The following is a 14303-nucleotide window of genomic DNA, read 5'->3' on the forward strand; positions in this document are numbered from 1 at the left end:
ATCGTATAGTCAATTATTTGCCAGCACCCATCGTGATTCCTTTAACAAAATGCTTCTGCATAAAAATAAACAATAATAAGATCGGTAAGGAAGACAAGATAATTCCAGCAAAACCAGTGTTAAAATCCGTACTGAAGGCAGAAAATAATTGCGACTGCATTACGGTTAAGGTCTTCATGTTGTTTTCCGATAAAAATAACAGCGGCATAAGGTAATCGTTCCAGATTTGTAAGGATAGAATGATCGTTAAGGCGGCCGCTACTGGTTTTAACATCGGCAGAACAATCAGCCAGAAGGTTCGCAGCACAGAACAACCATCAATTGCCGCCGCTTCCTCCACCTCTTTAGGGATCGTCTTCATAAATCCAGTCGTAACAAAGACAGCAAATGGAAGATTCGTAGCAACATAAAGGAAAATAACTCCAGCAAAATTATTCATAAAGCCTAAATTACTGCCTAACGTAAACATCGGCACAAAGATGACTTGGTATGGGATCAAAATCCCTGCTAAGAAAAAGACATAGGCAGAATTAAAGAATCTCGTTGCTCCCCTAGCAATCGCATAGGCCGCCATACTGCTCAAGAGGATAATCAAGACAACTGAACAAATCGTCAAAAGGGCCGTGTTCCCAAGACTTTGCCAGAAGTTTAACGCTTCTAAAGCTTTGGAAAAATTGCCCCACTCAATATGGTTAGGCAATGAAAGTGGAAAAGATTTAGACGTTTCTTGTTGGGATTTTAAGGCGTACAGGAATACAATCAAGGATGGAATTAAATAGACGATCGCCACAATCGAAATAAATACTTGCACAAGAGTGGAACCAAACCGGTTTTTACCTGCCATTATAATTCCACCTCTCTTTTTCTCAGTACTTTCAATTGAATAAAGGCAAAGACTAATAAGACGATCAAAAAGATCACCGACATCGCGGAAGCATAGCTTGCCCTTTGGGAGGTAAAGGCACTGTTAAAAATATACATGACCAGTGATTGTGAAGAGTCCCCTGGCCCGCCATTTGTCGATGCCACAATTAACTCAAATACTTTCAAACTGCCCGTTGCAATGCCAATTGTACAGATGGTGATTGATGGTCCTAGCATGGGAATGGTAATGTGATAAAATTTTTGCCACCAGTTCCCTCCATCAACGGTGGAAGCTTCATATAATTCTTTCGGAATCGCTTGCAGTCCAGCTAAATAAATTAACATCCAATAACCAATCCATTGCCAATTATTCGCGATCAATAATCCACTTAGCACGGTATCAGGACTTGAAAATAATGAGAAGGTAAGGTTGGTTCCAAGTAAATCGTTCAAACTTGGTAAGATATCACCATACATTTTGGTCCAAATTTGGCCGACTAAAATCGGACTCAATAAGACCGGAGAAAAGATAATCACTCGATAGAGGTTTTTGGCTTTAATGCTGCTATCCAAAATCACGGCAAAGAGCAGTGCAGCAACATTTTGAATGATCGTGTTAAAAATCATAAACAGGAAGGTAAATTTAAAAGCTTTCAGAAAGATCTCGTCTTTAAAAATTTCTACATAGTTAGCTAACCCTACCCAGCTTTTAGTCAGGCTGATTCCATCCCAATCGGTAAAAGAATTATAGATTCCCATCCCTAATGGAATCATCATCCCAATAAAAAAGACGACTAACGGGGGCATCAATAACAAGAAATATCCTTTATTTTTAAAACGTGGTTTTCTAGTAGACCGCTTTGTCTGAATATTTTCGTTTGCTAATAGTTGCGGCTGTGGATCTCCTTGACTGATATTCACGAGAACACCTCCGAAGGCTTCATTTAATGAATGGAAAAGGGAGATAAACCCCTTTTCCATTTTACAATCACTAGTTGGTTTGGAATTTAACCTTAGATTTGAAATCATCGGTTGCTTTTAACGCTTCATCCAATGTCTTCTTCCCTAAAAGCCATTCGGCGATATACGTAGTATATTGTTGTTGGTACGGCCATGGAATTTGGACATTACCGATATTCGCATCGATAACACCAGCGTTTTTATATTGATTAATATCATTTACATAGTCACTTTTTACATCTGGGACAACATCCGTAAGCAAGCTCTGAGTTTGTACCTGGTTAATGTATTCCTTTGCTAGATTCTTATCTGTTGCGAGGATTTCCAATACTTTTTTCACTTCTTTTGGATGTTCCGTTGTTTTGCTGGCTGACCAGGTATAATCAGATTGCATGATTAGTTTCGTATTCTCGGCATCAACAGCAGGTGTTGGGAAGAAACCGAGTTTAAAGTCAGGGTTATTCTTGAAGATTTGGGCAGGAGCCCATGTCCCAATAATCCACATCGCTGTTTTTCCATTGGCAAACATATCAGCTGCTCCAGTAAAATCTACACCGAAAGGATCTTTTTCTGTATTTTCATAGAGATTCTTGAAATGTTGGAAGGTTACTTTATATTCTGGTGATTTGGCAAAGGAAACTTTTCCTTTTTGTAAATCAGAGCCCCACTCTGGATACTTAGAGAATACTTCTAATGTAGCAAACTGGTTCGCTGAATTGCCCATTTGATAGTCTTTAAAGTAAGAGGTAAATGGAGTGATTCCCTTAGCGTTTTGGCAACTTCCATTAATTCTGCCCATGTTTTAGGAATCTGGATTTGGTTGTCGTCAAAGATTTGTTTATTATAAAAAACTCCTTGGAAATTGGCTGTGTATGGTACAGCATAGTCTTTGCCATCTACTTGGAGAGTTTTACGGACATCATCTGGAAATTCTTTCATAAACGATTCATTGGATAAGTCCATTAAAAACTGAGCATACTTGGGATGATCTCCGCCCTTGATCATGACAATATCCGGAAGCTGTTTTCCAGCAATTCTTGTTTGCATGACAGAGTTGAAATCCTTGTCCCAATTAATTTTTTAAATTGAAGTGTTACGTTCGGAAGTTTCTTTTTGACTGCTTCAACAAGGGCCTTTTGAGTTTCTTTCTTGTTGGTTGTATTCCAATCTAGGACCTTTAAGGTAATCTTTCCTCCTGCACTGGAACTTGACTTTGAACTGCAAGCGACTAAAGATAACATAAGTACAAGAACAACTAGTACACCAGCTGCTTTCATAAAACTTTGCTTCATTCGATTCTCTCCCCTTTATTGGTATCATCCTTAAAACAATAAATTAATGAGATCTAGAAACATTTGTTTTTTGTAAAATTGTAAGCGATTACATTGATTTCTGGTATTACTAGTTCATTTATGTATGATAAGTATTTCACCACCTATCAAATATTAGAATATTTTTAATGTTAAATCCATTTCATATTATACTTTTTGATAAAAGTAATCTCCAATAGACAATCCTAACTTCATGAATCCAACCATGTATAAAATCCTAACTTTTTAAAAATTGGCAAACAAAAAACAGCACAAATGATGTGCTGTTCGAATGACTTCTTCAAAAACTTTGACCTTAAGCGAAATTTTTTCCATTAAAGTAATAGGCAGACTCCAAGAAAATAGTAAAGGCAACTTCTAATTCAGAAATGCCTATGGATTGGAGATGTTTCGTGATGATTCCAGCAAATTGGTCTTGAATTTCCTGACCTCGGTCAAACCATTTTACCTCGATAAAAGGAAATCCTTCGACCTCATTTTGATTAAATACGAAGGTAGAATGGTTGATTTCTAAGGTGAAATTGTCCGTTTCACACTGACAAAGGTGGGCTAATTCCAAAACTAGCGAGGTACTTATTTTTTTAACATGATCTACTGAAATCCCTTTAAAAATTATTTGTGGCATACCCTTTCCTCCAGAAGCTTGTATAGGTGTAAGCAGCTTTAATCAATCACCCTTGCTACTGCATGTCCGCATTTTTTGCATTGTCCACGCAATACGATGCCGTGAGTCGAGTCTTCAACCGTATATTTTTCGATTGTAACTGCTTCCGAACAAGATCCACACCAAACATTTTTTTCCAGCATTCTACGAGTTTCTTCAGGGATTGATAGCCATTTTTTATTGGCACTAAAGGAAATGACATCTTGATCATTTTTCATTGTAACAACTCCTCTTCTATTTTAACACTTGGTTGTATTCTGTTTACGACTTTCTCTATTTAATCATTTTCCATCCTGAAAGAAAAGAAAAACGCTAAACTCAATGCGAGTCTAGCGTTTTTCTGCTTCGTCCTATGTAATAGCCCACACAACTTCACTAGTTATGGCTGCTGCGTTCCCGCCCTGACCTGTTCCTAGTGTCCTTGTTGGACTATGACTCCGCAGGTAGGACTCGAACCTACGACCGATCGGTTAACAGCCGATAGCTCTACCACTGAGCTACTGCGGAATAATCTAAGTAATTTTGCTTATGCAAAAAACTCTGGTGCCGGCTAGAGGACTTGAACCCCCAACCTACTGATTACAAGTCAGTTGCTCTACCAATTGAGCTAAACCGGCAAAAATTTCAAAAATAGCTCGCTTGTCAGTTACTGACAACCTTTTGTGTCATGAATATATTATACAAATTACCCAAAATCTAATCAAGATATTTTTAAAAAAATTTAGTGGAAATGACGGGAGTTGAACCCGTGTGCAAAGATATTGCCACTTATACTTCTACGAGTGTAGTCAGCAGTTTTAACTTCACTCACTTCATTAGTCTACTGACAGGCATAGAAGCAGCTAGTCTGATTAGTCTCTTCCTTCATCCTCAGACAGCGGATTCTGGCGTAGTCCACTTAAAATGAGTCCCTTACCATACCACATGGACGATGGATGGAGGAACCACTATCGGCTGGTATTAAGCAGCGAAAGCGAAGTTGTTGTTTTGTTTGCCAGTTATCGGCTTTATCGTTTTTACGAGGCCGAAACCCTCGACCCGCCATATAAGCTCAAACTATCCCTGTCGATACCATGACATTCCCATATTAAATGGCAGAGAAGAAGGGATTTGAACCCTCGCGCCGGTTACCCGACCTACACCCTTAGCAGGGGCGCCTCTTCAGCCTCTTGAGTACTTCTCTGTGAAAAAAATGATTACTGTTAACAACTTACATGAAAAACTATAACATCTCTCCCATTTGGAAGCCAGCTGTAAATTTTGGTATACCAAAAGTCCTGCTGTGATGATTTTTTTGTCGAAACTGCATGAAAAATCCACCATCTCGCTCTTTTGGCTCTTCCTTGTCTGAAGTTGGTTTGACTTCGGACACCACCCCGCTCTTTTGGCTTTGCCTTGTCCAAAGTTGGTTTGACTTCGGACACCATCTCGCTTTTTTGGCTTCGCCTTGTCCGAAGTTGGCTCGACTTCGGACACCATCTCGCTTTTTTGGCTTTGCCTTGTCCGAAGTTGGCTCGACTTCGGACACCATATCGCTCTTTTGGCTCTTCCTTGTCTGAAGTTGGCTCGACTTCGGACACCACCGTTCTTATTTTATCGAAGGAATTAGTGGTTTTGTTCTGATCGCAGAGCCGTATACCATCCATTTTCACTATATCGATTTCCGTTATGATTAATTGTTGTTTTGCTGTTGCTAGATTTCCTATCATATTGTAATCTTAAGTTTGTGTGAATTTATTACTTCTGCTTGAATTATAGATCTCCGGATACTATACTTCCTTATGCAGAAGATTGCATTTTTTGTATAATTTTAGAGAAAATTGTATCTTTTTGATGCGAAATAACTAACAACATTTCAAGGGAAGAAGGAAAAACATGAGCGAACATATCATAGCGTTTATTTTAGGAATTGTAGAAGGTTTAACAGAGTTTTTGCCTGTATCCTCTACAGGGCATTTAATTTTAGTGGGGCATTTGTTAGGATTTACGGGGGAAAAGGCAAATACTTTTGAGGTCATTATCCAACTTGGTTCAATGTTAGCTATTTTGGTCTTGTATTGGAAAAGATTTTTGTCTTTATTAAATTTCAGTACGATTGGAAAACCAAAAAAGAAACTAGACGTCATACATATAATATTAGGGGTCTTCCCTGCTGCATTAGTGGGTTTAGTGTTACATGACTTTATCAAAACTCAACTATTTTCACCCAATGTCGTAGTAGTCAGCCTCATTGCTGGTGCACTATTAATGATCTTTGCAGAAAAAAAACATGGCAACTTTACTTCTAACACAGTAGATGAATTAAGTTATAAGCAAGCGTTCATCATTGGATTATTTCAATGCTTAGCGGTCATCCCTGGTTTTTCTCGTGCTGGTTCTACTATTTCAGGAGGATTACTCGCACGTGCTAATCATAAAACGTCGGCAGAATTTTCCTTTTTAGTTGCCCTTCCTATTATGGTGGGTGCAACAGGTTTGGATTTTGTCAAAAGTTTACCGTTCTTACATTCAAGCGACATTCCGATGTTCGCGATTGGTTTTATCACTGCCTTTGTGGTGGCGTTGTTAGTAGCCATCGTATTTATTAAATTGATCGAAAAAATTGGTTTAACTATTTTCGCTTATTATCGCATTGTGCTGTCAGCCCTATTCATTATCTTTGTTATCCTCTAGGAATCAATAATAAATAAGAAAAGTAAGCCTGTAATTGTTAATGAGTCAGAATTAACGATTACAGGCTTCTTTTGTACCAAGCCCATGATAAATAAGTCCTATTTCAAGAATCGAATATGTTTAATTGGTTAGAATGACTTATACAGAGAAATTTGTAAAAGGATGTTATTATGGTAGGTCTCATCATCGCACTCATTATTTTTAATGGAGTTGCACTTAAAATCAAAAAACGGCTGTCTTTAGTCCAAATGTACCATATTTGGACATTTACGATTGCATTTCAAACAGTCTTTGATGTTTATATTGATTTTAAATATCACGGGTATTGGTATTTCTCAAAAAGTGTCGATTGGAATTCATTTATCGCACTCATCTTTTTAGTTCCGCCCGTAAATGTTGTTTTCTTAAATTTCTTTCCTTATAAGAAGACACTGATGAAGAAAATTATCTATCTGGCCACCTGGGAGATTGCTTTACTACTTTACGAGGTAATTACGTTACTTCCGGAGCCGTGGGGGTATTTTCATTATGGGTGGTGGACATTATGGCATTCGCTAATCGTAAACCCCGTTTTACTGATGATTTTGTTAGGATATTATAAATGGATGGTGAAATTAGAAAAAAGGTCAACTCTTGCCAGTGAATTTAAGTATTAATTGAAACGGTTTGCAGACAAAGACAAAAGTGCGGTTTCATTGAATCCTTTAACGATGAGCCAGACGGCTAGGATCATTTCATTTGCTGCTACTGGCAGCGCCAAAATCCCACCCCAAACAGAAATTTGTTCAATGACACCAAACATTACTAACAAGGCACATACAAATACACAAGTTGCTCCTGTCAGGCCCAAGATGGATATAAACCTTGGAACCAGCTTGGTTTTATAGAAAATATAACTGTACATCATGGTATTGATACCTAGCATGAAAAGTGGGCCCAGCATAAACGTCCAGTCATGGATCGCTTTTAAGACGATACCTGAAGCTTGAAAGGATGCCGGATCCGGGGCTCCTGCTGCAACAAATTCCCGGCTTAAGGTCAATAGAGACAGGACACTGATGACCCCCACCGTAATGATAATCGCTTCTAGAAATCGGAAGCAAACATGCCATAGAGCGATCGTTTCATTATATTTTCTTAAAATGGGAAACATTGTAGTGGAAGTACCAATTGCTGAGACGACAAGAACTAACTCCATAACCGCTCCAAGTACCACCTGATTGGCGTGTTTGGAGCCATTCAACAGGTAATCAGATCCTTTTAGGATAGGATTGTATAAATCGAGTCCTACTACCGCCGTAACGGCTGCAAGGATAAACAGGATCCCGACCATTTTCGCTGCTTTTTTGTTTGAATTCATACCCTATCTTCCCTTCTTTTAGTAATGGTCCTACTGTTTAGGGTTCTCTCCGTAGAAAAATACCTGTTCTAACGGTAAGTCAAAGGCGTGCGCAATTCGAAAGGCGAGTTCTAGAGATGGGGAGTAGTTCCCTTTTTCGAGCGCCACGATGGTTTGTCTTGTTACCCCTACCTTGTCAGCTAACTGCTGCTGGGTCATTTCATCTTGGTTGAATCGTAATTTTCGAATATGATTGCCGACAAGTTTTTTGCCCATCTTAAACTCCTTTCCGATAATGATAAAGTTTGGTAACAGATCCAATCACATCAGAAATGAATCCAAAAATAATCAGAATCATGAACATCACTTGTGACGGCTGAACGATGATCAGCGATCCCATTGCTAGAAGAAAGCCGACAATAAACACAAAAAAAGAGTTTCTGTGAGCCTTCAATTCTATTAACTTATCCAGTTCATCTGCAAAGGTCGGGAGCTTTTCTTGAGTCGTCATTCTAAAGATAATGTTAAAAATAATGCTGATAATGATATGCGCGATGATTGAAAACAACGTTAGACTGAGGACAAAAGAACCCCAGAAGCGAAAGGTTTCTGTCGACTCTAACCCCCCTTTGGGCAGCCGCGGGTACATGTATGAGCAATAAGCAACGAAAATGAGGATAGCGCTGATCAACGTTACGATGCTCTTCTTTTCTTGATAGGTCATAGTTTACACTCCCTGTATGGTCACTTTTACATCGAGTAAAGTATGATATGCATGATGTAAAGTAAAGTATACATAAAGGTATGAACACCTAACCTTTTTATTCGGAAAAATTACAATAACGATTGTCACGAAAATAGTAAACTATTGAAACAGAACTGAAACATTACTTTGGTATTATTTTATTATCGTAAAACAAAGGAGTTTTAATAGTGAAAAAATCCCTGGTAACGATTTCAACCTCTCTTATGTTGCTTTTTGGAATTAGTAGTGGTGCTTCTGCTTCATCTAATACATATACTGTAAAAAAAGGCGATTCTCTTTCGAAAATTGCCAAGACTTATCATATTACCGTCAGTAATCTAAAGCAATGGAACCATTTGTCGTCCGATCTCATTAAAGTAAATCAAAGTTTAAAAATAGTCAATCCAGGTACGCCTGTGAAAAGGGCGCCTGTGAAGACTACTTCTGTAAAGGCGGTAAAAGAAATCACAGTCAGTGCCTCTGCTTATACGCTAAACTTTGCCCGCTGCACAGGTATAACAGCTACGGGTATTAACTTGAAGAAAAATCCCAATCAAAAGGTGATCTCCGTTGATCCAAAAGTCATTAAGCTAGGTTCAAAGGTGTATGTCCCTGGTTATGGGTATGCCATCGCAGCAGATACTGGCGGTGCCATTAAAGGAAATAAAATTGATGTGTTTATTCCTTCTCAAAAAGCAGCCATCCAGTGGGGCCGAAAAACAGTAAAAATACAAATTTTGAACTAAGAAGCCTCCCTCCGTTAAAAAATTGTATTGTTTTACCATATAAAAAAGCGAAACTCGCCAAACTATTTGGCGAGTTTTTTAATCTACCCGTGTTTCGGCATAAGTTTAATAAAACACACCCTGCCGGAAACTTCCTGCATTCCCCTATCTTTTCCTTACCTCCCATGTAATCCATAATGATTTGGCAATATATGTCTAATGGCTCCTAGTTATTAGATTGGGCATAATACGTTTATATACAGTAGAAAGAGGGATATGATGAGGCTAAGAAATGGAGATTTTTATACAAATGTTTTTACTAATAAGGTATACAGATTAAATGAAGATAACGATAGCAGCTGGTACTTGAGTCTGCGAGATGAAGAAGGTAATCATGAAACAGAAAAAATAGCTGGGCGTGATATGATTCGATTGGTCGAAGGTAGTTATCGAAAAAGCTAAGTAACAAAACACCTCTTTCTTGCCCAAGTACCTATAGTTGGAGTAATATTTGAAACAAATTTAAGATCTTCCAAGGAAAACATCGCCTTTATGTCGAATATGTTGAGATAAAGGAGTTATCCAATGAATAAAGTTGAGTTATTAAAAAAAATACTAAATAGTAGTCAAGGTAATATGTTTTCAGTAGAGATCTCTACTACAAAAGAAAATGAAAAAGAGATTCAAGTATTGATTAGAGAATTGGAAACTGAAAAAAGAATTAAATTAAGAGAATATTTAGAGAAAGAGACCTCCGTTTATATACATGGTATCATTAAGTATGCATCCGATTAATCGGATGCTTTTTTTATGCGGGAGAATCAGCACCCCCAATCTTTAAGGGATACAGTAAGCCGCCATCTAACAGACAAAAATTCATGCTAATAGCAAAAAGAGCTCTTACTGCTAAATGCAGAAGAACTTTCTTGTGGTTTATGATTAGTTCTTTTTTCTGATTAATTCATCACGATCGGATGCGATGGGTGGCTGTTCCAACCATCGATTTTTTATCATGATATTAGCTCCATCTTCAGAATACATCTGAACTTCTAAGGATAGCCTGTTATACAGTGAACTAAGATCGCCTCTAGGGCTTTGACTAACAGCTGTACCGTAATAGCCGATGCTCAAAGAAATCAAACCACTTGTAAAGAACATCATCAGCTTATCCGAAAAAGTATAGGCCGTACTATTGGTTATTTCTGAATCCCACCCCATCGGTGCAGGAAGTTTACTTTCCTCAAGCTTCCCTCTAAATAATTTAATATGTTTATTCCCAACTTCTAAACCCTTTATAAAGAATTGTTTTACATCCTTATCCTTGGCCACCTGACTAAAGCCAGTAAGTGCAGCTACTCCGAGGGAATTTCTTTGCAGATTCGCAAATAAATTGTCTACTTCTGCAGCCACTAATGGTCTCTTTTCCCCGATCACATCTAACATAAACCATTGCTTTTTGACAAATTCAACCTTCTCTAAATTTGGCAGGCTCGGGGATCGGATAAACAATCCTTTGTTCAATAGTAATTCAGTTGTTTTATCATATAATTGCATGGTTTCTGTAAGGCAATCCATGTAATAGGATTTAATATCACTTCTGACAGATGTTCCAACACTACCAGCATAGGTGGTAAGTCCAACTTTAGACATGTGCTGTAAAAAATTGAGAACAAAACTGTCGGAATAAAGTCGAGGAGCAGTTAAATCAACATCCTCTTTTATAGTAAAACCATTTGGAACTACATTTTTTTCCTCTGTTAGTATCGATGTAATCTTTTGAATATGTGACTTTGATAATTCTAGAGCAAATTCAATTAGAGGCTTAATTTCATCGTCCTCAGCTTTTTCTAAAAAATAGGAAAGAACACAAAAACTTGAACTATCATTTAAGTATTGAAGCCAGAGTTGACCAATCTCACCCGCTGTGAGCCTAATCTGCTTTCCATTTTCCTCCATAAGTAACCTCCACAAAAAATCTACTAAAAATACCTTCCCCATAAATTACCTTTAGTATGTATTAGTTGTCTTAAACCAGTCAAAATTTTAAAAATGGACTTCCATTTGCAGAGAATTCAAGACTGATCGTAGTTTAGAAATATAATTGACATGACACCATTTGGTGTTATAATAAAAGACGAAACCAAAAGGTGTTATAATCTTAAGTTCTTTAGGAGGCAATCGAAATGGACAAGCAAGGACAAGAAAAATTTTTAACTTTTATTTTACAAAGGGTTCAAGAAGGCAAAGAGGATGAAGCAAGAGAAATACTTACAGAAAATTTCAGAAAACAATCGGAAGGTACTTTTTCACAAGAAGATATTCAAGTGTTTATCCCTAAGATGATTAGTCTATTAAAACCTGAAAAACTAGAGGAAGTCCAAGCAGTTGTAAAGCAATTTTCTGGAGATTTCGGAAATAAATAATATAAAAAATTGGCTGTCCTTTTTTGAACATTTTTGGGAGGCTTTCAACTCTTAAAAGACTTAAGAGGAAGACAATGATTAGTTATAAGAGAACCGAGATTTTGTTATTAAACAAATTCGGTTCTCTTACTTTGTTGTCATAATTGGAGTTTAAAAATTAGTTTATTGATTTAGATAGGTCCAAGCGTATTGAGCGTACAGTTCAGCCCCTATCGCTAATGCATCTTCATCAATATTGAATTTGCCATGATGGTGGGCCCATTCTGTATCTTTGTCAGGATTACCGCTACCCACCAAAGCGAAGCTGCCGGGAACACTAACTAGATATTCACTGAAATCCTCTCCGCCCATCGTTGGCTTTTCAAAATAGACAGCATTCTCACCAAATGCCTCTTTTACCACGCTTTGAACCAAATTTGCACTGTATTCATCGTTATTTACTGCTTGGGTTCCTCTTGTATATTCCACATGAGCTGTCGCACCATAGATCGCTGCAACCTGTTCAGCATAATGCTGGATTTGCTTTTCGATGTGGTCCCTTGTTTTGGGATCGAAACAACGAACGGTTCCTTCAATGACTGCATTTTCGGCGATGACATTAAAACGAGTCCCGACCACCATTTTTCCAACTGTCACCACAGCCGGCTTTTGTGTATCAACTGTTCTGGAAACGACGGTTTGTAAATTCATAACGAAGGAAGAAGCTACAATCGCTGCATCAATACAATCATGCGGCATGGCACCATGACCGCCTCTACCCTTGAACGTTACTGTAAAAAGATCAGCGGATGCGAAAGAAGGACCTGCTGGACAAGATACTTTGCCAGTTGGCATTTGTGACCAGATATGTATGCCAAAAACGTTATCCACTCCCTCAACAGCTCCTTGCTTCACCAGTGCTTTAGCACCTTCTGCTACTTCTTCAGCAGGCTGAAACAATAAACGGACAGTTCCAGGCAATTCCTGTTTTTGTTTCACTAATGCTTTGGCAGCGATGAGAAGCATTGCCGTATGAGCATCGTGGCCACAAGCATGCATTTTCCCTTCTTCTGTTGATGCATAAGGCAAATCTTTATTTAATTCCTCTACCGATAAAGCATCCATGTCCCCTCTTAAAGCGACTGTTTTCCCTGGTTTTCCTCCTTCAATGGTGGCAATTACACCGGTCGGCTCTGTTCTTCGATAAGGAATTCCAAGTTCTTCAAGATACGCACACACAAATGCAGTTGTTTTTTCTTCCTCCCAGGAAAGCTCTGGCTCACTATGGAGCTTTCTGCGTAAAGCGGTCAATTCTTCACTATCGTTTTTTATCAATTCTTTAATTTTTTCATTCATCATTGCTCTTCTGCCTCCGTTAACTTCTTAGCTGTCTCGTAGAGAATTTCCACAGCTTTTACGATATCCCGTGAATCTGACCATTCTTCAGGGCAATGGCTTAATCCCTTTTTACTCGGAATAAAAATCATCCCTACATCTGTACAATCTGAAAACACCATGGCATCGTGTCCAGCCCCGCTGTTGATGGAACAATACGGAGTGTGTAAACGAAGGCTTGATTGTTTCAAATGTTCAATAATTTCCGGATTCATTACCTTTGTTTTCATATATAAACGCTGCTCGGCCGTAATTTGAATTCCATCTTTACGATGAGAGTCGATCAACTTATTCATTTTCTGAATGACATTTTCGATATGCTCTTCCTTGCTGGAACGTAAATCTACCGTGAATACCACTTTATTTGGGATGACATTCGCACCGTTTGGATACACCTGTAATTGTCCCGTTGTCATCACCGTGCCCTCCCCTTCATCAATAGCAAGATTCGGAAAATCAGCAATCATCTTTGCTGCGGCAACTAACGCATCAGACCGGCGATTCATTGGCGTAGTCCCAGCATGCCCGGCCTGTCCCTCTACAATGACTTCAAATTGAGTCAATCCAACAATAGCTTCGACGACACCAATCGGAATTTTCTTTTCCTCTAAAATAGGGCCTTGTTCGATATGCAATTCTAAAAATGCCTTCATGGTCTTAGGATCTCTCTTTTTAGGAAGCGAAGGATCTAAGCCGATTTTTCGCATCGCTTCTACGGTAGAAATACCGTCTTTATCTTTTAAATTTTTGAAATCCTCGTCACTGAGTAAGCCGGTGATCCCTCTGGATCCCATTAATCCCCCAACCAAACCTCGCACCCTCTTCTTCAATAAGCGCGATCACTTCCAAAGGGTATTTGGGAATGAGTTTGTTTTTAGCAAAAAGACCTGCTACTTCCAACCCTGCGACTACACCTGCAGGTCCGTCATACGAACCCCCATTTGGTACCGAATCAAAATGGGAACCAATGAGGACGCTAGGCGCATCCTCGAGAGTCCCTTCAAGCTTGCCAAAGATGTTGCCGAAACCATCTTCGCGAACCTCTAAGCCGTATTCTCTCATTTTATCTTTTATATAGTCCCGTGCCTGCCTGTCCTCTTTGCTATAGGTAAGTCTGGTTGTCCCCTTTCCAGGCGTTGCCGTAAATTCACCTAATGTGTCAATATGCTGTTCAATCCGTCTTTGAAGTTCTTCCATTCCAATCC

Annotated in this window: 19 protein-coding genes, 3 tRNA genes, 2 other RNA genes and 1 pseudogene; 6 read left to right on the plus strand and 19 right to left on the minus strand. The window is 38.7% G+C overall.

Annotated features, from left to right (window positions below; all coding sequences use genetic code 11):
* Positions 1-13: 13 nt before the first annotated feature.
* The 13 genes from J7E81_RS12615 to J7E81_RS12675 form a co-directional block, all read right to left on the minus strand.
* Entirely contained in the window at positions 14-844 is an 831-nt protein-coding gene (locus J7E81_RS12615; protein ID WP_215042543.1) for a carbohydrate ABC transporter permease, read from the minus strand.
* Positions 844-1785, minus strand: a complete 942-nt coding sequence (locus J7E81_RS12620; protein ID WP_215042544.1) for a carbohydrate ABC transporter permease — start codon at positions 1783-1785, stop codon at positions 844-846. The genes J7E81_RS12615 and J7E81_RS12620 overlap by 1 nt, the downstream gene beginning before the upstream one ends.
* A 70-nt stretch (positions 1786-1855) precedes the next feature.
* On the minus strand, positions 1856-2548 hold the full coding sequence (locus J7E81_RS12625) for an ABC transporter substrate-binding protein (protein ID WP_215042545.1): 693 nt from the start codon (positions 2546-2548) through the stop codon (positions 1856-1858).
* The gene (locus J7E81_RS12630) at positions 2515-2871 is read right to left on the minus strand and encodes an ABC transporter substrate-binding protein (RefSeq protein WP_215042546.1); all 357 of its coding nucleotides are present in this window, start codon (positions 2869-2871) and stop codon (positions 2515-2517) included. The genes J7E81_RS12625 and J7E81_RS12630 overlap by 34 nt, the downstream gene beginning before the upstream one ends.
* A complete protein-coding gene (locus J7E81_RS12635; protein WP_215042547.1) occupies positions 2826-3116 on the minus strand; it encodes a hypothetical protein in 291 nt (96 codons plus the stop codon). Before J7E81_RS12635 ends, J7E81_RS12630 begins: the two co-directional genes overlap by 46 nt.
* Positions 3117-3450: 334 nt before the next feature.
* Entirely contained in the window at positions 3451-3780 is a 330-nt protein-coding gene (locus J7E81_RS12640; protein ID WP_215042548.1) for a DUF1904 family protein, read from the minus strand.
* Between the two features lie 38 nt (positions 3781-3818).
* A complete protein-coding gene (locus J7E81_RS12645; protein WP_215042549.1) occupies positions 3819-4037 on the minus strand; it encodes a hypothetical protein in 219 nt (72 codons plus the stop codon).
* Between the two features lie 133 nt (positions 4038-4170).
* Positions 4171-4255, minus strand: an RNA gene (ffs, locus tag J7E81_RS12650) — signal recognition particle sRNA small type.
* Positions 4255-4326, minus strand: a tRNA-Asn gene (locus tag J7E81_RS12655). The genes ffs and J7E81_RS12655 overlap by 1 nt, the downstream gene beginning before the upstream one ends.
* A 34-nt stretch (positions 4327-4360) precedes the next feature.
* Positions 4361-4436, minus strand: a tRNA-Thr gene (locus tag J7E81_RS12660).
* Positions 4437-4541: 105 nt separating this feature from the next.
* Positions 4542-4903: a transfer-messenger RNA gene (gene ssrA, locus J7E81_RS12665) on the minus strand.
* Positions 4904-4911: 8 nt separating this feature from the next.
* Positions 4912-5002: transfer RNA gene (locus J7E81_RS12670), tRNA-Ser, on the minus strand.
* A gap of 19 nt (positions 5003-5021) precedes the next feature.
* The gene (locus J7E81_RS12675) at positions 5022-5528 is read right to left on the minus strand and encodes a hypothetical protein (RefSeq protein WP_215042550.1); all 507 of its coding nucleotides are present in this window, start codon (positions 5526-5528) and stop codon (positions 5022-5024) included.
* A gap of 166 nt (positions 5529-5694) precedes the next feature.
* Here J7E81_RS12675 and bacA point away from each other — a divergent pair, with 166 nt between their 5' ends.
* Positions 5695-6492: an undecaprenyl-diphosphate phosphatase gene (gene bacA, locus J7E81_RS12680; protein ID WP_215042551.1), complete on the plus strand. Its 798-nt coding sequence runs from the start codon at positions 5695-5697 to the stop codon at positions 6490-6492.
* A gap of 170 nt (positions 6493-6662) precedes the next feature.
* The gene (locus tag J7E81_RS12685) at positions 6663-7148 is read left to right on the plus strand and encodes a hypothetical protein (RefSeq protein ID WP_215042552.1); all 486 of its coding nucleotides are present in this window, start codon (positions 6663-6665) and stop codon (positions 7146-7148) included.
* Here the strand turns inward: J7E81_RS12685 and J7E81_RS12690 are convergent.
* From J7E81_RS12690 to J7E81_RS12700, 3 genes are read right to left on the minus strand one after another with little or no spacing between them, the layout of a single operon-like run.
* Positions 7145-7852, minus strand: a complete 708-nt coding sequence (locus J7E81_RS12690) for a DUF4386 domain-containing protein (RefSeq protein ID WP_215042553.1) — start codon at positions 7850-7852, stop codon at positions 7145-7147. The genes J7E81_RS12685 and J7E81_RS12690 overlap by 4 nt on opposite strands.
* Positions 7853-7882: 30 nt before the next feature.
* Positions 7883-8107, minus strand: coding sequence for a helix-turn-helix transcriptional regulator (locus J7E81_RS12695; RefSeq protein WP_215042554.1), 225 nt, complete (start codon positions 8105-8107; stop codon positions 7883-7885).
* Position 8108: 1 nt separating this feature from the next.
* On the minus strand, positions 8109-8555 hold the full coding sequence (locus J7E81_RS12700) for a hypothetical protein (protein ID WP_215042555.1): 447 nt from the start codon (positions 8553-8555) through the stop codon (positions 8109-8111).
* A 209-nt stretch (positions 8556-8764) separates the two neighbouring features.
* On the opposite strand from J7E81_RS12700, the gene J7E81_RS12705 reads away from it, so the two are divergent.
* The 3 genes from J7E81_RS12705 (at position 8765) to J7E81_RS12715 (ending at position 10096) form a co-directional block, all read left to right on the plus strand.
* The gene (locus J7E81_RS12705; protein ID WP_215042556.1) at positions 8765-9322 is read left to right on the plus strand and encodes a 3D domain-containing protein; all 558 of its coding nucleotides are present in this window, start codon (positions 8765-8767) and stop codon (positions 9320-9322) included.
* A gap of 258 nt (positions 9323-9580) precedes the next feature.
* Positions 9581-9763 carry a hypothetical protein gene (locus J7E81_RS12710; RefSeq protein ID WP_215042557.1) on the plus strand — a complete coding sequence of 61 codons (183 nt, stop codon included), beginning with the start codon at positions 9581-9583 and terminating at the stop codon, positions 9761-9763.
* A 123-nt stretch (positions 9764-9886) separates the two neighbouring features.
* Positions 9887-10096, plus strand: a complete 210-nt coding sequence (locus tag J7E81_RS12715) for a hypothetical protein (protein WP_215042558.1) — start codon at positions 9887-9889, stop codon at positions 10094-10096.
* Positions 10097-10240: 144 nt separating this feature from the next.
* Here J7E81_RS12715 and J7E81_RS12720 read toward each other — a convergent pair whose 3' ends face one another.
* Positions 10241-11257: a DUF3231 family protein gene (locus J7E81_RS12720; protein WP_215042559.1), complete on the minus strand. Its 1017-nt coding sequence runs from the start codon at positions 11255-11257 to the stop codon at positions 10241-10243.
* Positions 11258-11484: 227 nt separating this feature from the next.
* Here J7E81_RS12720 and J7E81_RS12725 point away from each other — a divergent pair, with 227 nt between their 5' ends.
* Complete coding sequence (locus J7E81_RS12725) at positions 11485-11724, plus strand: hypothetical protein (RefSeq protein WP_215042560.1); 240 nt, start codon at positions 11485-11487, stop codon at positions 11722-11724.
* Between the two features lie 162 nt (positions 11725-11886).
* On the opposite strand, the gene J7E81_RS12730 is transcribed toward J7E81_RS12725, so the two are convergent.
* Both J7E81_RS12730 and J7E81_RS12735 read right to left on the minus strand, forming a co-directional pair.
* Entirely contained in the window at positions 11887-13062 is a 1176-nt protein-coding gene (locus J7E81_RS12730) for an amidohydrolase (RefSeq protein WP_215042561.1), read from the minus strand.
* Positions 13059-14295, minus strand: a pseudogene (locus J7E81_RS12735) (allantoate amidohydrolase). The gene J7E81_RS12730 and the pseudogene J7E81_RS12735 overlap by 4 nt, the downstream one beginning before the upstream one ends.
* Between the last annotated feature and the right edge of the window lie 8 nt (positions 14296-14303).

Origin of the sequence: Bacillus sp. ISL-18 (assembly GCF_018613415.1) — a bacterium.
In the GTDB taxonomy this organism is placed as follows: Bacteria; Bacillota; Bacilli; order Bacillales; family Cytobacillaceae; genus Neobacillus.